Origin of the sequence: Ensifer sp. Root142, assembly GCF_001426785.1 — a bacterium.
GTDB classification, from domain to species: domain Bacteria; phylum Pseudomonadota; class Alphaproteobacteria; order Rhizobiales; family Rhizobiaceae; genus Ensifer; species Ensifer canadensis.
This window is the reverse complement of record NZ_LMFK01000034.1, coordinates 693,310-711,326: the sequence shown is the minus strand read 5'-3', so window position 1 is coordinate 711,326 and position 18,017 is coordinate 693,310. Positions and strand designations below refer to the sequence as shown.

The following is an 18,017-nucleotide window of genomic DNA, read 5'->3' as shown; positions in this document are numbered from 1 at the left end:
CGAGCCTCTCGCCCTAGAGACACACGAACGTCCAGGCGCCCGACGGCGCTTGGCGCTCCCAACCTGAAAGCAACGCCATGAGCCTACGCTTCTTAGACCTGGCAAGGCCCAGCCGTCAGCATTATCTCGGCTATCTGCTACTGCTGCCGGCCGTCGCACTGGTCGCGCTGATTATCATCTATCCCCTGTTCGTCTCCCTGGATCTGTCGTTTCAGAAGGTCGGGATGGCGACGCTCAGCGCGCCGCGAAAGCCGTTTACTCTTCAGAACTACGAGAAGCTGTTCACATCGCCGGAGTTCTGGACAGCCTGCTGGGTGACGATCAAGCTCGTTGTCGTGGTGACGGTCGCCTGCTTTGCCGTGGGGCTTGCAACAGCCCTTCTGGTCAACAATCGCTTCAGGGGACGCAGCCTTGCGAGGCTCTTCGTCGCCTTGCCTTGGGCGGTTCCCGAGGTCATCGCGGTCGTCATCTTTTCCTGGATCTTCGATTCCTCCTTCGGTCTGATGAACTGGCTCCTCATCAAGCTCGGCCTGACCAGCGGCATGATCAACTGGTTCTCTGATCCGACAGCAGCCTTCTGGGTCGTCGCCGTCACGATGATCTGGAAGGGCTATCCGTTCGTCTCAATCATGACGCTCGCCGGTCTTCAGTCTATACCGGACGACTTCTACAATGCCGCGAAGGTCGACGGAGCCAACGCCTTCCAGCGCTTCCGCTACATCACCGTCCCCGTGCTCATGCCGGTACTGGGCGTGACGCTTGTGCTGGTCGTGCTGTGGGTGTTTCGCGATTTCTCCATCATCAAGGTGCTCACGGATGGCGGACCCCTGAAGTCCACGACGACGCTGTCGATCATGACGTACGACCAGGCCTTCGGCTTCTTCAACATGGGTTACGCATCGGCCATCGGCATCGTGACGCTCATCCTTTGCGTAGTGGTCAGCCTATTGATGCTCGGCCGCAAATCGCAAGCAATGTACTAGGGGGCCATCATGAAACGCACAGGGCTACAATCCCTTGCTCTCTATGCCGGTGTAATCGCCGTCTGTGGGATTCTGCTTTTTCCGATCTACTGGCTCTTCGTCACCGCCTTGTCGACGCTTTCCGAAATTCGGTCGTTGCCCCCGTCTTTCTGGCCGGCCGAGCCGCAGTGGAGCACGTTCGCCAAGGTGGCCTCCGAGCGACCGATCCTCTTGTGGCTGATGAACTCGACGCTGGCGGCCGCCGGCTCCGTAGCGCTATCGATGATCGTCTCGGTCTTTGCTGGCTACAGTCTTTCGCGCTTCAGCGTGAAGGGCAGCCGGCCCCTCGGCTTGTTCATCCTCACGGCGAAGATGCTGCCTGCAACGCTTCTTGTGATACCGCTGTTCGGGATATTCCGGTCGATGGGGCTGATCGGCAGCCTTTGGTCGCTGGTTCTGGCACATTCGACGCTCATCATCCCCTTCACCACATGGATGCTGAAAGGCTATTTCGACACCATTCCGCGCGAACTTGAGCAGGCCGCCATGGTCGACGGCTGCTCGCCGCTCGGTGCGTTGTTCCGGGTCGTGCTTCCCGTGGCAACACCGGGCCTGGCGGCGACGGCACTCTATGCCTTCGTTCTTTCCTGGGCGGATTACGCCTACGCGCGGACGTTCCTGACCAACGCTCAGGGCAACTGGACGGCCAATCTCGGCATCACCACGATGAAGGGCGAATACGTCACGGATTGGAACGAAATCTCGGCCGCCGCCGTGTTTGTGGCCCTGCCCATCGTCGTCATCTACCTATTCCTCGAACGTTACTTAGTCGGTGGGCTCACCGCCGGCGCGGAGAAGTGAAATGGCTGGAATAAGCATTCAAGGCGTGCACAAGAGCTACGGCGCGCTCAACGTATTGAAAGAATTCTCGCTCGAGATCACGGACGGCGAATTCGTTGTGTTGGTCGGCCCGTCCGGCTGCGGCAAGTCGACTATGCTCAAGATTCTCGCGGGGCTCGAGGCTGCAAGCGGAGGCAAGATCCTGATCGGCGACAGGGATGTCACCGATCTCGCACCGGGCGACCGCGATATCGCCATGGTCTTCCAGAACTACGCGCTCTATCCGCATCTGACCGTCGGACAGAACATCGGCTTCGGCCTCAAGATGCGCGGCATGGCAAAGACCGAGATCGACAAGCGCGTGCAGGCGGCAGCCCGAATTCTGGCGGTCGACCATCTGCTTGATCGCCGGCCGAAAGCCCTGTCGGGCGGCCAGCGGCAGCGTGTGGCGCTCGGGCGCGCCATTGTGCGCGAACCCCGCGCCTTTCTGATGGATGAACCGCTGTCGAACCTCGATGCCAAGCTGCGTGTTCACACCCGCGCCGAAATCAGCGCGCTCCACAAGCGCATTGGGGTCACCACCGTCTACGTCACTCATGACCAGATCGAAGCGATGACGATGTCGGATCGGGTGGTCATCATGCGCGACGGCCTCGTCCAGCAGATCGCCGATCCGGATACGCTGTTTCAGAAGCCGATAAATCTCTTCGTTGCCAGTTTCATCGGCTCCCCGGGCATGAATTTCCTTCGAACTCGCATCACGGGCGGACACATCGAGCTGTTCGGCCAGACCTTCGCCGCTGGCCCGGGGGGCGCTGACGGGGAGGTGATTGTCGGCATTCGTCCCGAGCACCTCTCGCTGGGGCAGGGCGGCGTCACCTTCCAGGTGAAGCCGGTGCTCGTCGAAAGCCTGGGATCCGAAAAATACGTCTACTTCGAACCAGGCCAGTACGCCTTCCACCAGGGCCGTGAGGACGAGCGCGGCAAGGGGTTGATCGCCCGCGTTCCCTATTCCGGCACGATCCGGGAGGGCGAAGAGCTCTCGCTGTCTTTCGACCCCTCTCAGATCCATCTCTTTGACGCACAAACTGAAAAGGCAATCGACAGATGAAAGTGCTTGTAACGGGCTCGGCGGGCAGAGTCGGATCGTTCGTCATACGGGATTTGCTGGCCGCCGGCCATCGCGTCAGGGGGTTCGATCTGCGACCCGCCGGCATCGAGCAAGACGGCTTTGACGAAGTTGTCGGAGCCTTCGACGACGAAGAAGCGGCGCGCCGCGCTTGCTCGGACATGGACGCCGTATTGCACCTCGGCGCCTTCATGTCGTGGTTGCCGGATGACCGGGAGAAGCTGTTCCGCGCCAATGTGGAGGGCACGCGGGTCGTGCTGGAAGCAGCAGTGGCTGAAAAGGTCGGCCGGTTCGTTTTCGCGAGTTCCGGCGAGGTTTATCCGGAAAACAGGCCGGAGTTCCAGCCGATAACAGAGGCGCATGGCACAAACCCGTTGTCGCCCTACGGGCTGACCAAGCTGCTCGGCGAGGAACTGGTGCGGTTTCAAGGTCGTGTCTCGTCCATGGAAACCGTGATCCTGCGTTTCTCGCACACGCAGAACGCCTCCGAACTCCTGGATGCGACGAGTTTCTTTTCAGGCCCGCGCTTCTTCCTGCAGCCGAAGATCCGCCAGCAGGAAGGTTTCGGCAACAGGGCGGCGGTCGAGGTGCTGCGGGAAGCGGACCCCGGCCGCCCCGCATTGATCCTGTCTCGGAACGAAAACGGGCGCCCATTCCGCATGCACATCACGGACACGCGCGACATGGCCCAGGGCGTTCTACTGGCGTTGACGCATGAAAAGGCGCCCGGCGGCACGTTCAATCTCGGCTCCAGCGATCCCGTTGACTTTGCTGACGTTCTACCGGTAATGGCGCAAAGGACCGGTTTGCCACTCGTCACCGTGGACCTGCCCGGCCCCGGTGTGTGGTATCACACCTCCAACCAGCATATATGCGACACGCTTGGCTTCGCGCCGCAATGGCCGATCATGCGGATGCTAGATGAGGCGGTAGAAGCATGGAAGAAAATGCCAGCGTAGGCCTGGAGGATCGCGGGGCACCGGCGGGCGCTGCAGCGCTCGCCAAGGGCCTCGCCCTGCTCGACCTCATCGCGGAAGCCACGAAGCCGCTTCGGTTTGCCGATCTGCAAAGGCAGAGCGGCGTCCCGAAGCCGACCTTGGCGCGTATGCTCAAAACCCTGATGGTCTATCGCCTAGTTCGCCAGGATGATGAAAGCGGTGCCTATCTGCTGGGCAACCGCTTTCTCGAATTATCCCATCGCGTCTGGGACAAGTTCGACCTGTTGAGCGCCGCTCTGCCTGAGCTCCAACGGCTGTCCATCGATTTGGGAGAAACCGTCGCGCTATGCCGTCTCGATGGCTCGCGCATCGTCTATCTGGAGGAGCGGTCGAGCGGCGGACTTGGCGTCCTGATCGAAGTCGGGCGTAGGGTTGCGATCCATTGCTCGGCGGCGGGCAAAGCACTACTCGCGTTCCAGGAGCCGACGTTTGCACGCAGCCTGATGGCGCAGCTGTCCTACGACCGCTTCACCCCGAAAACGATAACCGATGCGCAGTCGCTCGAGGCGGATCTGGTGCTGACGCGGGCACGGGGATATGCCGTCTCTTACGAGGAGCATCTGGTCGGTGTGAATTCCGTTGCTGCGCCGATTGCTGGGCGGGACGGCGTACCCATCGGTGCGCTCGTCGTCCTCGCCCCGGCCTCGCGCCTCGACAGTTCCGGAATTCACCCGGTGGGCCGGGAGCTCATCGCCTCCGCCCGCCGCATCACCGGAACGGCCGGAACTGTCGCGATCAGTTCGGGCCCGCGGCCGCGAGAGCGGACGTCGACATCCAGTTTTGTGCACTGCGTGCTGCCGTGGGGCGCTCAGCTGGGCGAGGCACCCGTCTGGATCGAGCGGGAAAAGCGGCTGTACTGGGTCGATATTCTTCACCCCGCCGTCCACCGCTTCGACCCGGTGACCGGCAAGAACGAGACCTGCAACGTTTCCAAACTTGTCAGCGCCGTGCTGCCTGCTATCGATGGAAGGCTCGTCGTTGCATCCCAGGACGGAGTGGAGTTTCTAGATTTCGACCGCGGCACCTTCACCCTCTTTGCCGAACCCGAGCCCGGCATGCCGGAAAACCGCCTGAACGACGCAAAGACCGACGCGCGCGGGCGGCTTTGGGTCGGGTCCATGCGCCTCGATGTCAGCCGGCCGACCGGGAACCTATACCGGATTTCTGGCAGCGGAGAGGTTCACCGGGCCGCAGCCGGATTGACAGTCGCAAACGGGCTTGCATGGAGCTCCGACGGCCGGATCTTCTACTTCGTCGATACAGTGCCGGGCATCATCTACGCGTATGAATTCGACATTGGGGAAGGCCTCATCGGCAATCGCCGGGTGTTCGCCCGTATCCCGGAATCCGAAGGCCGGCCCGATGGCCTGACGGTCGACGCTGAGGGCGGCGTCTGGTGCGCGATTTGGGACGGGTGGCGCGTGGTGCGCTACCATCCCGACGGCAAGATCGATCGTGTCGTGGACCTGCCAGTGCCGCGTCCAACGAGTGTCGCCTTCGGCGGCGACGATCTAGCAACCCTCTTCATAACGAGCGCCCGCACGCGTCTGCCCGCTTCGACGCTCACCGAAGCACCGCTATCGGGGGGCATTTTCGCATGTACGCCTGGAGTGCGTGGCTTACCCGCAAACCTCTTTGGTGGATGAAAGGACTTTGATGACATACCCGGACATGTTCTCGATGAAGGGGCGGACGGCGCTCGTCACCGGTTCCAGCCGCGGCATCGGTGCGGCAATCGCAAAAGGGTTTGCTGCCTATGGCGCCCGCGTTGTTGTCCATGGACAAACGGAAGGTGCAGCAGCCGACGTCGAGCGTTCCATTCGGGAGGCCGGGGGGCAAGCCGTCTCCGTTTACTGTGATCTCTCTAGCAAACGGGCTGGACGCATGCTCATCGAGCGTGCCGAGGCTGCGGCTGGTCCCCTCGACATTTTGGTGATCAACGCGTCCGCACAGATCAATGGCACCTTTGAGGATGTTAAACCCGAGGACCTTGATCTGCAGATCGATGTAAATTTGCGGTCAACCGTCGACATGCTGCAAGCGGTGCTTCCGTCAATGGCGGAACGCGGCTGGGGGCGTGTCATCAACGTCGGTAGCATCAATCAGATGCGGCCAAAGGCGATCGTCTCGATCTACGCCGCCACGAAGGCGGCTCAACACAATCTCGTCCAGAGCCTGGCGCGAGACTACGCCGGCAGGGGTGTGCTTCTCAACACACTGGCCCCGGGCTTGATCGATACCGACAGGAATGCGGACAGACGTGACTCGGATCCTGAAGCGTGGGCGGACTACGTCCGCAAGCTGAACTGGATGGGTCGGGCAGGACGACCTGACGAAATGGTTGGGGCGGCGCTATTTCTGGCGTCTGAGGCGAGCAGTTTTGTAACCGGCGAGACACTCATTCTTTCCGGTGGATATTGAGTTAAAGCGCCCTACGGCTAGGGTGACGTCGATGCCCTAGACCGCCTGTTCGAAGCCGAGCGACCAAAGCAAGCGATAGGGGGCAGGCTCCTTATCCAGCCGCCATCGAGCCGCAGCCAGTTCCATGCGCCATGTTCTGACAAGCCGTTGCATCATTCTGAGGTTCTTTTGCTTGAAGCGAGCGATCAATCCCTGCCAGGCGTTGCTGGCCTCTGCAGGAGTCCACTGCGGCGCTTTTCTATAGCTGTCGCCACGGATCGTGATGACATGGCTGTCCGGGATCGCCAAACACCGTTCCCTATTCTCCGACACTGCCGTTGGAGGTGACGAGCATTGGCACCCATTTCATAGCGCCGGACACGAGCTGGAAGAGCAGATGGGTTGCATTGAGTTTGAACGGAAGATAGCCAAGCTCGTCAATGATGAGCAGCTTGGGAATTGAGATTGCCAGCCGAGCCGGCATTCGCCGACTGACGGCGCTTGTGAAAAAAAGGCGAGGGGCAAAGGCCCCTCGCTGCCAGGATAGAGTTCTGCCGGTCTGTTTACCAGCAGACTGTCCCGCTTAACGCGCGGTTGACACAACGCCGCCGCTTTCAGTGCCGCCGCCGCTTTCAGTGCCGCCGCCGCTTTCAGTGCCGCCGCCGCTTTCAGTGCCGCCGCCGCTTTCGCTGCCGCCGCCGCTTTCAGTGCCGCCGCCGCTTTCACTGCCGCCGCCGCTTTCAGTGCCGCCGCCGCTTTCGCTGCCGCCGCCGCTTTCGCTGCCGCCGCCGCTTTCAGTACCGCCGCCGCTTTCGCTGCCGCCGCCGCTTTCACTGCCACCGCCGCTTTCACTGCCACCGCCGCTTTCGCTGCCGCCGCCGCTTTCGCTGCCGCCACCGCTTTCACTGCCGCCGCTGCCGCCGTCTCCACCGCCGCTGCTGCCGTTGTCTCCACCGCCGCCGCTACCGCTGTCTCCACCACCGCCGCTGCCGCTGTCTCCACCACCGCCGCTGCCGCTATCAGCGCCCGTTCCGCTCGCACCGTCGCTTTTGCCGCCAATTTCGCCGGCTCCGCCGATTTTGCCGCCGTCAGCGAATGCTGGCGCCGTGTAACCCGCCGCAACGATGGCGCAGATAGCAACTGTTTGAAGATACTTTTTCATGCTGGTCTCCCAATGTTGATTCAAGTATTTGCCCAGCCGCCGAGCAATAACTCACTCCTCAACAACGAGGCTAGGCATGTCCTTCCGTGACCTCCACTAAGCATAGGTTGCGTGCACCGCATCGAGAGCCGGAGTTTTGCTGAGGCCGTAACAGAACAAATATCCTGGGACGAAGATAACCCCCTCCGGTGGCACGTTTTTTTCAGGGTCGTCGGAGCCGTCAATTAATCGCTTCGGCAAGCCAATGTTTTTTTCACATTTACTAATAAAATTGCGGGTGACATGACCAAAGCTGCACATTTTGAAGCTGATTTCGAACCATAGCGTGTGTAAACAACCCAACTGAAGGCCTTGATCCCCGCGAAGCTACAGCATCATCTGAGTGCGTTTCTCGCTTGGCGAAATCATGCGCGGCATTCCCCTGAAACAGAAATCGGATCCAAAAACTGTCGCGCACCTCACCGAATGGTTGTGCGAGCTGCGCCACGACTATGGCGACCGCATCTTGCCGATAGCCGACCAAATCGCGTCGAATGGACCGCATCGCGACAATCCGCGATATCGACGCCGCGACCGCGATAAGAGTTTGAGGATTCGTTTTCCTGATCGCGAATAGGCCTGCTTTGGCAAACAGCCTGTCCGGGCGTTCGTCTGGATAGGAGATGCCCGACGTGTGAATGGCACATCGGCTCCGGAAAACCGAAAGCATTCAGTCAGCTGATTGAAGCTAGGGGCGGCTTCATGCCAGCAAAGCCTGACGAACGAAGCGCCTCATAAAGTCAAAGCGACAGCCTCTTAGCATACCTTCGCCAACAGTAGATCTGCTCTCGCAATCGGAGATGAAACGATGGAAGCTACGCAATAGTGGTTGCATCCCAGACTGCGAGCGGCGCTTCGGGCATCGCCGAAATGACCGCTCGTCCACACTGTACCGATGAGAACTTGGGTCTTCATCGTGACGAAGACGCCAGTTCCTACGCTGCCAGTGCCAATCATTGCTGTGGCACGGGGATCAGGACCTTCGTCTGGCTCTTGGTGGGCTGCTGGCCCGGGACATGTGACATGGTCTTCGTTCGGCTCTGCAGTCCGTCATCGGTGACCTTCGTCTTTGTCTGGGATCTGCTGAAGGTGCCCTTATCGTTTGCCTGGGCCTTTGATTGTCCCTGCACATGCGACGAATTCTCGTTGACCTTGGTCTGGCTCTTTGCTTTTCCTTGAGACGTGGCGGCACTTCCGCCAGTTCCGATCGAGGATGTTGTACCGCCATCGGTTCTGCATGTGCCCGCCGTCCCGGTGGTGCTGGCCGATGTTCCCCCCACCGCGGCACTTCCGCCAGTGCCCACGGTTCCGGCTGCATCGCATTCTTGAGCACTAGCAGGCAAGGGTGCGACCAATGCCGCCGCAATGAAAAATGCAAATCGCGTTGTTCCAGGCATAATCGCTCCTCTCATTTTTCCGGCTTAAGGATCGCGCAGGTTCCGTCCGAACGACGCGTGATTGTCGTGCCGTCTGGGCGCGTTACGCTCGTGGTAGAAAAACTTTCACCGGGCGAAGATCCCGTCGTTACCGATGATCCCGCGCTGCTCGTCGTAGATCCACCGCTTGAACTCCCGCCGACCGTCGTGGTCGAAGATACGCTGCCCGATCCTGCGGTAACCGAGGACGAAACACCGCCTTTTTCCGATGATTTCTGTTCGATGATGGTGCAGGTCGAACCATCATCCAGTTTGATTTCTTTCGCTTCGGCAAAAAAGGGAGCCGAAACTACGGCCGCCAAAGATACCGCAACTGCTACAAATGGGTTGGAGGTCATGACACTCCCCTTCTTGAAGAGAACTGGCCCCGGAACTACGGTCCGAAGCCAGTCGAACTAGTGTCAGCAAGATTTCTTGCCTTGCGAGCCGTCCTTTTTAGCAAGGCCCGGCGGACAATTCTTGTTCGATTCATCGTCCTGTGCACTATCGCGGGCGCTGTTATCGTCGCCCTGAACGCTGCCGGTAGTTTCGCCCGACTGAGAAGCGCCTGTACCGGTCGTCGAAGATGAGGATCCGTCACCTGATCCGGCAGTGGAACCGCCAGTCCCAACCGAGCTGCTTGAACTCCCGCCGCCTGCCGAAGAGCCACCCGTGCCGACGGAGCTGCTTGATGTGCCGCCACCGGCAGAAGACCCGCCCGTACCCAGCGTGGATGAAGAACCGGATTGGCAATCGCTAGTCTTCGGATCGCAATTGCCGCCAGCTGAGCTGCCGCCTGTTCCTACGGTGCTGCTTGAGGTGCCGCCACCGGCACTGGAACCGCCGGTCCCAACGGTTGAACTAGATTGCGCGAATGCTGCGAGCGTGCTGCCAGCAAGAAGGCCTGCTGCGAGAGCAGTCTTGATGAAGTAATGCATACGAGAGTTCCTTTTCACACGTTGATTTTGTCCTGGCTGCAACCTGCCTACCAACAACGCCGCGTGCGACATGTTCCGCGTTGGGACTTCAGACCAGAAGACGTTCCGCCAAAAGTCGGAGCTGTGTGAGACTTTCGTCTGAGAGCCGCTGAAAGGTGCTTTGCGGTTCCATAAAGGCCGGGCCGCGTCACACCAACGGAGGGCTTCCAACCGGCCGATGCCCAAAAGCTCGGATGGATGCGGGCAATGCTGGATGTAGCCAAGGAACCGAATGACCTCACTCAACCGGGCTTGCGACCGCACCCCTGAAAGGCGATCTGAAACGTCATTGGTCGGTATGGGTGAAAGGCAATTGGCGGTCCTTTAGCGACACGCAAATCTGGTCCGCCAAGGATTGTTAGTTGCTTTCGATGAGCGACGTTTTTGGCGTCTGGACGGTCGGCTACGACCATGCCAGCGCGCAGATGCTCCTGAGGCGACGCCGGATATGGTCATCAACTAGGCGGATGCGAGCTTGAGTTTGCAGAGGCTGCCAGCCGCTGAACCGCAGCCCCGGGTATCAGAGGGCTGGGGTTAGAGCCGCCTCGATCTCTGCAGGGACAGCGGCGACTGCCAACGAATAGATCCTCTTTGCCGCGTACGTTCGCAACAGCCGATCGACATCGCTTTCGATTTCAGCGCGGACGGTGTCCAAACCGTCGAGATCGACGGCGTCATGACGGACCGCGGCGGGCAATTCATCTCCAGCCATGGCGGCGAGGCGTATTCTTCGCATAACGCACGACAAGCCCGCTTCTGTTGCCCGTCAATCAACGCTCGCAACGCTGGAAGCTTCATTTTCAGACGGGTACCGATCATCAAGGTCCATAACGGTCTCTCCTGACCGTGCCTTGCCGCCCTATCAACTACCGCATGTCTCCCTGAAAGCAAAAGAGAATAACCCCATGACGCGGCGCATCAACGCGGCGGGCCTTGCGCTCGTCAAACAGTGGGAAGGGGCGAAGGCCCATCGGGGAACGGCTGATAGACAACCAGATGCTGGTCGTTTTCATGGCTGGATCGGCCGGGGCAGTGGCAGTGATGTTCAGGTAATGGTCTTCTGTAAGGCTGTGGCTGGTAGAGACGGGTATTCCACCTGAGCTGACATCGTAGTAAGTTGGACTTGGCAATGCGATTATGGCCTCTATTCCAGGGGCCGTTTTTTTGACGGGTGCAGCCGCCCCACAGTGGGCGCGTCGTGCTCGCGAAGCGAGTTGCTGTCAGATGGAGAGAAGACCGCCTGGCGTCTGGGCGCGCGTAGAGGAACTCTTGAGAGGTTGGCTTGTTCCCCGACTAGTGCCCACGATTAGATTTTCCCGCTGCTCCGAGCTCGGCGACCTTTCGATCGAGGTCGATTTTGTATGGTCCGAATTTCTCCAACAGTTCTCGTGCGACAAGGGGCAAAAGCCGGTGCGCGCGGATGAACTCTTCCAGGTCGTACCGCTGGTTCCAGCCGTGAACCATCTTGCTATACTGTTGTCTGGTGTCTTCGTGTTGCATGGCCGTATTCTCGACGTTGGCTGTTTCGCCGCGTGACCGGGTTGTTTAATCAGCCAAAATCGCCTCTCGTGAAAAAAGTTTCAGAGATTCGTGACGTCACTGTGCGTCCTCGGCTATCGGCTTCAATGCATGGTCGCCGCACGCGGCGGTTCATTCCAGATCGAGCGCCTGCTTCAGTTCGTCGATCTTCTTGGATGCTTCCGCCTTCGTCAGATCCTCAGCATAGGCCTCGGGCTGATGCGCCTGCTCCGACAGGGTCTTCAGATAGGACCGCTGCGCACCGGTCATCGGCTCGTCGCCGCTGACCCAATCGTCGGGGTCTTTCTGTGTGTTGGAAGAAGGATCGGTTTTCGGATTGACAGTCATAACACCCTCCTGAATTCGTTCTCTAAACGTTCCAAGGCGCGCGCCGGTTCCAACCATCTGTCGATCGTCGCCTGTATTGTCGGCCCTTCATTAGGAAGTGTGCGCCGCACCGTAAGCGGAGGAGTGCGGACCGTCCGAAACGGAATGAGAGCCCGTTCAGAGTATACCGGCGACCATTAGATGATCCGCACGCGGCGACCAGGTCCTGGGCTCCTCTCTCAGCCAAACGGTTCACGATCTGCAAGCGTGAACGATTTAGGCGGCCCGCCGTCCGGTCTGGCAGTCGGAGATCGAAAGTCGGACAGGCGACGGTTTCTCGACGGAAGTTGTCGTCCGCTCGCCACTTCGATTTGCGGAAAAACAGATCATAGAATTGCGCCTTGTCGAGGTAAAAGTCGATCCGACGCAATTTTCTATACCTCATTTTTGCCCGAAATCATGAGCGATAGCAACCGCGCCTATAACTCGATCCCTCCACGTGGGCCTATCGGAGCCCCAAGGCCGATTCCATCTCTCTGCTTTGGGTGGCAGGGAGGAGGGGCGTTAAAGGGACGGTCCTTCAAATCAGCGCGATCGCCCATTTTGAGAGGCGGTTGATATCGGACCGAGCGAAGGATTATAGCGCGACGATCAGGATGAGATGGCGTATTGCCTCACCCAAGAGTGTTCCCAGAGAATAATGCCGTTGCCTCACTCGGATGTTCTCGAATGCCTCACGGGTTGTTCCGATCGTGTCCCCGCACCTGGTGCAGGTGACGGAGGTAGCGAAGCCGCTTGCGAGCGCGCTGACAGGGAAACTTGTTTTGACCTCAGATCGGCTGTCCCCGGTGTTCCTGTCGAACACCAACCGCGAGGGTGCGGCTCGATTAGCGTCATGATCCGCTCGATAGACATCGGCCGAAGCAGACTCCTCCTTATCCGGCCGGTCGAGAAAATCGGTTCGTTCGGCTGCCACTCAAGATCGCATAATCAATCGTGAGGGTACTAGCTTCGATTATTCGACGGTCCATTGCCGGATCATCCACTTGCGGCGGTGCTGGCGGAAAGGCTCAATCGGCGCAAGCGCGCCGTCACCGGCAGATGGGCTAATATGTCTGGCAACCCGCAATTTGGTCACTGACCGAACCGATTGGCCGGCAGCCCGCAAACACCTGCCCGAATCCCGAACACAGATCCCTCGTACGGATTCTCGGCAAGGTACGCGTCGGTCATCGTGAAGCGTGCTGAGGTAACGAACAGCGTTTCAAGTCCAGGCCCGCCAAAAGCACAGCTGGTTGGCCACGAACAGGGCAGATCGACAATGCGATCTATTATACCGCTCGGCGTGAAACGAACCACGCAACCGCCACCGGCGACGCGACAATTCCAGATGAAACCTTCCGCATCGACGCAAGATCCGTCTGGAAGACCACGACTGAAGCCAGAAAGGATCGTCCGCCGGTCGTGAAGAGACCAGGATTTGTTATCCAAGGCGTAACTGTAGATCGTGTTGTCTTCGGTGTCGGCCGTAATGAGCCGACCGTCTTCAGTCCATATCAGTGTGTTGGTGATGCCAAAGTGGTCATCCGAAACCGAGGATAGCTCTCCGCCCGCATAACGATACAGCCTTCCCGTCTTTGCCGTTATCGCCTGCGGCGTGCCATCGAGACCGATATTGTCCTGCATGGTGCCAACCCAGAATGCGCCATCTGGGCCGACAACGCCTTCGTTCAGGCGGTTTCGCGGAAGCTCCGATTCAACCTCTGCTATGGCGCGGAGTTGGCCGCCGAAGTCCCATAGCGCAATTGACTTCCTCAATCCGACAATGGCGCCTCCGTCCTTACGAAGGCCAATTGAAGTCACGAGATCATGGAAGTTCCACTTTTCGTGCTTGCCCGAGTTCGGGCGTAAGCGATGGATCGATTTCCCGACAATGTCGACCCAGCATAGCGCATGTTCTCGTTCGTCCCATACGGCACTTTCTCCGACGACGTTTTTCGCGGCGAGAACAACGTCAACCTCAACTCCCATGGAATTCCCTTTTGGTCTTCGAATTCAATCTTGACATACAGCTTATGCGTAAACTATGAATCGGATCAAGTAAACCTGTCCGACAGGTTTTGGCATTTCGGGAGGCGATGTATGAATCTGCGGCCAGTTGAAGATGAGCAACATATAACCGGCAGCCTGGTTGGCACCGCGATCGGCGCGATCACCCAGCACATCCGGACAAATGAACTCGGCCCCGGCGATCGGCTGCCGAGTGAGGCAACGCTATCGAAGGAACTCAGCGTATCTCGATCGGTGGTCCGCGAGGCGTTCAGGTCGCTTGCCACGATGCGCTTGATTGATCTCAGTGCGGGCAGGCGCGCCACCGTGGCGCAGCTCGATCACGGGGCGATGTCCTTGATGATCGAGCACGGCGTACACACTGCCCAGATCAACATCAATCAAGTCTACGACGTACGCCGAACCATAGAGACCCGTACGGCGACGCTCGCCGCACTGAGGCGGACGGACGCGGAAGCGCGCACCATTCTCGAACTTGCGAGGGCAATGGAGGACAATTTTGTAGACGCGGAGAAAGTGATGGAGAGCGATCTCGCGTTTCATCTCGAGATCGCCCGCGCTTCAAAGAATCCGATCTTCTCGATGATTGTCGGCGCCTTCCAGGGCGTGTCGCGGCAGACTTGGCCGATCGGTTGGCGCAGCCGCGCCTCGGACGCAGAGCGGCACGCAATGAACGCAATCCATATCGAGTTGGCGCAAGCGATTGCTGCGGGCGATCCGCAAGCAGCCAGTCAGCTCATGGCCCGGCATTTCGACGAGAGCGTCAAGGCGCTTCTTGCCGCCGGAATCGCATAGGAAGCAGCCTTATGAAAATAACGAAACTGGAAACGGTCCGCGTCGCGGAGCGCCCGAACCTTCTCTGGCTCCTGGTCCATACGGATGAGGGGCTGACCGGGCTCGGGGAGACGTTCTTCGGCGCCGAGACCGTCGAAACCTATATTCATGAATATGTCGCGCCTCGGGTCATCGGCCGCGACCCCTTGCAGATCGACCTCCTCGCCGCCGATCTCGTGGGGTACCTCGGGTTTCGCTCCTCCGGAGCTGAAGTGCGAGGCAACTCGGCCTTTGACATCGCGCTGTGGGACATCTTCGGCAAGGCAACGAACCAGCCGATCGCCCAGTTGCTCGGCGGTTTCAGTCGCAAGGAAATCCGGACCTACAACACATGCGCGGGCACTGAGTACATCAAGAAGGCGACCGGCCAGACGACAGCGAACTATGATCTGTCCTCGTCGTCCGCGCGCAATTACGACGACCTCAATGGCTTCCTGAACAGCGCCGACGAACTTGCCCATTCCCTGCTTGAAGAGGGCATCACGGCGATGAAGATCTGGCCGTTCGATATCTCTGCGGAAAAGACGCGCGGCCAATATATCTCACTGCCCGATCTTAAGTCGGCGCTTAAGCCCTTCGAGAAGATCCGTTCGGCGGTCGGCGACCGGATGGATATCATGGTCGAGTTCCATTCGATGTGGCAGCTGTTGCCAGCAATGCAGATCGCCAAAGCACTCGCGCCATACCAAACATTCTGGCACGAGGATCCCATCAAAATGGACAGCCTCTCGAGCCTCAAGCGCTACGCGGCCGTCTCGCCGGCACCGATCTCAGCCTCGGAAACGTTGGGCTCGCGCTGGGCCTTTCGCGACCTTCTGGAAACCGACGCTGCCGGCGTGGTCATGCTCGACATCAGCTGGTGCGGCGGATTGTCGGAAGCGCGCAAGATCGCCGCTATGGCGGAGGCATGGCACTTGCCCGTCGCGCCGCATGACTGCACTGGCCCGGTCGTCCTTTGCGCATCGACGCATCTGTCGCTAAACGCGCCCAATGCGCTGGTGCAGGAGAGCGTCCGCGCCTTCTACAAGACCTGGTACCGCGACCTCGTTACGGCGTTACCCGAAGTCAAGAACGGCATGATCACGGTACCGCCAGGCGCCGGACTGGGCATGGAACTCAATCCGGACCTCGATAAGGCATTCACCGTATTTCGCCGCAGCTCGGATACGAACTGACACGGACCTTCAGCTGCAATCAAAATGAACCAAGGGAGGAGTAAGCATGAGAAGGTTTTTGACTGGGTGCGCTTTGAGCATAGCGCTTTTGGGCTCAACATCGCTCGGGGCATCCGCGGAGCCGCTAAACATCGTCTTCACGCACCATTCGTCGGCGTCGAATACGTTTTGGCAGGCGGTGAAGAAGGGCTTTGACGACGCCTGCGAGAAGATCGCAGCCAACTGCCAGATGGTCTTTACGCAGAACGAAGGCTCCGTCGAGCAGCAGCTTTCAAACATGGAAGCGGCCCTGGCGCGCAAGCCTGATGCCCTTCTAACTTCGATCGTCGACGACAAGGCGTTCGACGACGTCATCGCCCGCGCCACGAAGGACAACGTCGTCGTGATCGGGGTCAACGTGGATGACAGTCAGGGCGCACAAGGAAACATGCGCGCTGCTTTTGTCGGCCAGGGATTCCGACCAGCCGGCCACTCGCTCGGTCAGGCCATGGCGGAGAATTTCCCGAAGGAGGGGCCGATCAAGGTGCTGGTCGGAGTTTCGGCTCCAGGCCAGAACTGGTCTGAGGCGCGCGGGCAGGGCGTCATGGATTTCCTGGAGGAATACAAGGCCGCCAATCCCAACCGAGAGGTTTCTTGGGAGCGAATCGATAGCGGCACTGATCTTGCGATTACGGCCGATCGTGTTGGCGCCTATCTTAATGCCCACCCCGACACCACGGCCTATTTCGACACTGGCTTTTGGCATGCTGCGGTCGCACGGGTGCTGAAGGATCGCGGCGTCGAGCCGGGCAAGGTGCTGCTAGGGGGCTTCGACCTCGTGCCGGAAGTCGTTCAGCAGATGCAGACCGGCTACGTCCAGGTTCAGGTCGATCAGCAGCCCTACATGCAGGGCTTCATGCCAGTCATGCAGGTCTATCTCGCCAAGACTTTCGGGCTCGCCCCGTCCGACATTGACACGGGGCAGGGCATTGTTCGCCCCGCCGATGCCGAGACGATCATGGAGTTCTCCGCCAAGGGTCTTCGCTAATGCACTTCCCCGGGGGCCGGAGCGGATTCTTCGGGAAAGACAAACTTGCCTGTTCAGGGAGTTAGAGTGTGCTTTGCCCGTCAAGTTGAACGGGCAGAGCGCCAAATTTGGCCGAGAGGGTACGGCGAGTACATCGCCGCCCTCTCGCACTGGAGCCGCATGCAATGAAACGTTTTTTGAAAATCTACATGGATAAGCCCGAACTGGCCGCGCTTATCCTTCTCCTGCTTCTCATGGGTATCTTCCAGAGCCAGTCTGAAGGCGTGTTCTTGAGTCTTGACAATTTGCGCGGCGTTTTGGGGATCCTGCCCGAGATGGCATTGGTCGCGATTGGTGTGACGGTTCTCATGATCTGCGGTGAATTCGACCTTTCAGTGGGAGCCGTATTCGCCCTGATGCCGATGTCGATGGCGGTGCTGATGGTTACAGGGATTTCGTTCCCACTGGCACTGATCGCCGGCCTTCTTGTGTGCGTCGCTATCGGTCTTTTGAACGGCTTTCTGACCATTCGCTTCGCAATACCAAGTTTCATCACCACGCTTGGCATGATGTTTGTCGCCAGATCCCTGACTGTCGTGATCTCCGGCGGATTTCCGCCGCTTCTACCGGCCGATCTCCCCACGTGGCTCTTCACTAGCTTCGTCGGGCCGGGCGAACTGGTGAGAATGTCATTCATCTGGTTTCTGGCCATCGCTGGTCTTGTGTCGTTGCTCCTTAGCCGTACAAACTTAGGCAACTGGATCCGAGCAACCGGCGGATTCCTGCCGGCGGCAGCGGCACTCGGCATCCCGACAGCGCGCGTCAAGATCGCCTGTTTCATTCTCTGCTCGGTACTGAGCGGATTTGCCGGATTGATCCAGGTGCTGCGCCTCGGTTCGCCCCTGCCGTCAATCGGCGAGGGAATGGAGCTTCAGGCCGTGGCGGCGGCGGTCATCGGCGGCACTGCACTGACCGGTGGGGTCGGCGCCGTTTTGGGCGGCATCGTGGGCGTTGCGCTGATCCGCGTGATCGACAATGGTCTCGTTCTCAGCCAGGTCGACGCCAACTGGTTCAAGTTCGCCATCGGCTCGTTGACCATCTTTGCGGTGGTCGCCAACTCTTGGCTGCGCAAGCGCGCAAAGTCCATCAAAGTGGAGGTCTGATC

18 protein-coding genes and 1 pseudogene are annotated in these 18,017 nt (G+C 59.4%); 11 read left to right on the top strand and 8 right to left on the bottom strand.

Going from position 1 to position 18,017, the window contains the following annotated elements; translation table 11 throughout:
* The first annotated feature begins 77 nt into the window (after positions 1 to 77).
* The 6 genes from ASD52_RS28040 to ASD52_RS28015 are packed head-to-tail and all read left to right on the top strand — an operon-like array spanning position 78 to position 6,350.
* A complete protein-coding gene (locus ASD52_RS28040) occupies positions 78 to 983 on the top strand; it encodes a sugar ABC transporter permease (RefSeq protein WP_025430908.1) in 906 nt (301 codons plus the stop codon).
* Between the two features lie 9 nt (positions 984 to 992).
* On the top strand, positions 993 to 1,823 hold the full coding sequence (locus ASD52_RS28035) for a carbohydrate ABC transporter permease (RefSeq protein ID WP_057206679.1): 831 nt from the start codon (positions 993 to 995) through the stop codon (positions 1,821 to 1,823).
* 1 nt (position 1,824) lies between these two features.
* The gene (locus ASD52_RS28030; RefSeq protein WP_057226240.1) at positions 1,825 to 2,913 is read left to right on the top strand and encodes an ABC transporter ATP-binding protein; all 1,089 of its coding nucleotides are present in this window, start codon (positions 1,825 to 1,827) and stop codon (positions 2,911 to 2,913) included.
* Positions 2,910 to 3,890, top strand: coding sequence for an NAD(P)-dependent oxidoreductase (locus tag ASD52_RS28025; protein WP_057226238.1), 981 nt, complete (start codon positions 2,910 to 2,912; stop codon positions 3,888 to 3,890). Before ASD52_RS28030 ends, ASD52_RS28025 begins: the two co-directional genes overlap by 4 nt.
* Complete coding sequence (locus tag ASD52_RS28020) at positions 3,869 to 5,575, top strand: SMP-30/gluconolactonase/LRE family protein (RefSeq protein WP_057226236.1); 1,707 nt, start codon at positions 3,869 to 3,871, stop codon at positions 5,573 to 5,575. The genes ASD52_RS28025 and ASD52_RS28020 overlap by 22 nt, the downstream gene beginning before the upstream one ends.
* Before the next feature lie 10 nt (positions 5,576 to 5,585).
* A complete protein-coding gene (locus ASD52_RS28015; RefSeq protein WP_082571896.1) occupies positions 5,586 to 6,350 on the top strand; it encodes an SDR family oxidoreductase in 765 nt (254 codons plus the stop codon).
* A gap of 36 nt (positions 6,351 to 6,386) precedes the next feature.
* Here ASD52_RS28015 and ASD52_RS40825 read toward each other — a convergent pair whose 3' ends face one another.
* The 3 genes from ASD52_RS40825 to ASD52_RS39480 all read right to left on the bottom strand — a co-directional run bounded on the left by ASD52_RS40825 (position 6,387) and on the right by ASD52_RS39480 (position 7,491).
* The gene (locus ASD52_RS40825; protein ID WP_057226232.1) at positions 6,387 to 6,638 is read right to left on the bottom strand and encodes a hypothetical protein; all 252 of its coding nucleotides are present in this window, start codon (positions 6,636 to 6,638) and stop codon (positions 6,387 to 6,389) included.
* Positions 6,639 to 6,648: 10 nt separating this feature from the next.
* On the bottom strand, positions 6,649 to 6,813 hold the full coding sequence (locus ASD52_RS40820; protein WP_162254184.1) for an ATP-binding protein: 165 nt from the start codon (positions 6,811 to 6,813) through the stop codon (positions 6,649 to 6,651).
* 99 nt (positions 6,814 to 6,912) lie between these two features.
* Complete coding sequence (locus ASD52_RS39480) at positions 6,913 to 7,491, bottom strand: hypothetical protein (protein ID WP_057226230.1); 579 nt, start codon at positions 7,489 to 7,491, stop codon at positions 6,913 to 6,915.
* A 394-nt stretch (positions 7,492 to 7,885) separates the two neighbouring features.
* Here ASD52_RS39480 and ASD52_RS28000 point away from each other — a divergent pair.
* Positions 7,886 to 8,072 (top strand): annotated as a pseudogene (locus tag ASD52_RS28000) (type II toxin-antitoxin system VapC family toxin); the annotation flags it as partial.
* Positions 8,073 to 8,483: 411 nt separating this feature from the next.
* On the opposite strand, the gene ASD52_RS27995 reads toward ASD52_RS28000, so the two are convergent.
* The 5 genes from ASD52_RS27995 to ASD52_RS27975 all read right to left on the bottom strand — a co-directional run bounded on the left by ASD52_RS27995 (position 8,484) and on the right by ASD52_RS27975 (position 13,798).
* Positions 8,484 to 8,927 carry a hypothetical protein gene (locus tag ASD52_RS27995; RefSeq protein WP_057226347.1) on the bottom strand — a complete coding sequence of 148 codons (444 nt, stop codon included), beginning with the start codon at positions 8,925 to 8,927 and terminating at the stop codon, positions 8,484 to 8,486.
* 11 nt (positions 8,928 to 8,938) lie between these two features.
* Entirely contained in the window at positions 8,939 to 9,304 is a 366-nt protein-coding gene (locus tag ASD52_RS37885) for a hypothetical protein (RefSeq protein WP_082571895.1), read from the bottom strand.
* Positions 9,305 to 9,367: 63 nt separating this feature from the next.
* Positions 9,368 to 9,883, bottom strand: coding sequence for a hypothetical protein (locus tag ASD52_RS40815; RefSeq protein WP_082571894.1), 516 nt, complete (start codon positions 9,881 to 9,883; stop codon positions 9,368 to 9,370).
* 1,689 nt (positions 9,884 to 11,572) lie between these two features.
* Positions 11,573 to 11,788 (bottom strand): DUF3072 domain-containing protein, encoded by a 216-nt coding sequence (locus ASD52_RS27980; RefSeq protein WP_057226223.1) that lies wholly within the window; start codon positions 11,786 to 11,788, stop codon positions 11,573 to 11,575.
* A gap of 1,113 nt (positions 11,789 to 12,901) precedes the next feature.
* On the bottom strand, positions 12,902 to 13,798 hold the full coding sequence (locus tag ASD52_RS27975; RefSeq protein WP_057226221.1) for an SMP-30/gluconolactonase/LRE family protein: 897 nt from the start codon (positions 13,796 to 13,798) through the stop codon (positions 12,902 to 12,904).
* Between the two features lie 111 nt (positions 13,799 to 13,909).
* Between ASD52_RS27975 and ASD52_RS27970 the strand changes: the two genes are divergently transcribed.
* From ASD52_RS27970 to ASD52_RS27955, 4 genes are all read left to right on the top strand, one after another.
* Positions 13,910 to 14,632, top strand: a complete 723-nt coding sequence (locus ASD52_RS27970; protein WP_057226219.1) for a FadR/GntR family transcriptional regulator — start codon at positions 13,910 to 13,912, stop codon at positions 14,630 to 14,632.
* 11 nt (positions 14,633 to 14,643) lie between these two features.
* Positions 14,644 to 15,846, top strand: a complete 1,203-nt coding sequence (locus tag ASD52_RS27965; RefSeq protein ID WP_057206708.1) for a mandelate racemase/muconate lactonizing enzyme family protein — start codon at positions 14,644 to 14,646, stop codon at positions 15,844 to 15,846.
* A gap of 46 nt (positions 15,847 to 15,892) precedes the next feature.
* Positions 15,893 to 16,873 carry a sugar ABC transporter substrate-binding protein gene (locus ASD52_RS27960; protein WP_057226217.1) on the top strand — a complete coding sequence of 327 codons (981 nt, stop codon included), beginning with the start codon at positions 15,893 to 15,895 and terminating at the stop codon, positions 16,871 to 16,873.
* Between the two features lie 164 nt (positions 16,874 to 17,037).
* On the top strand, positions 17,038 to 18,015 hold the full coding sequence (locus tag ASD52_RS27955; protein WP_057206712.1) for an ABC transporter permease: 978 nt from the start codon (positions 17,038 to 17,040) through the stop codon (positions 18,013 to 18,015).
* Positions 18,016 to 18,017: the final 2 nt, after the last annotated feature.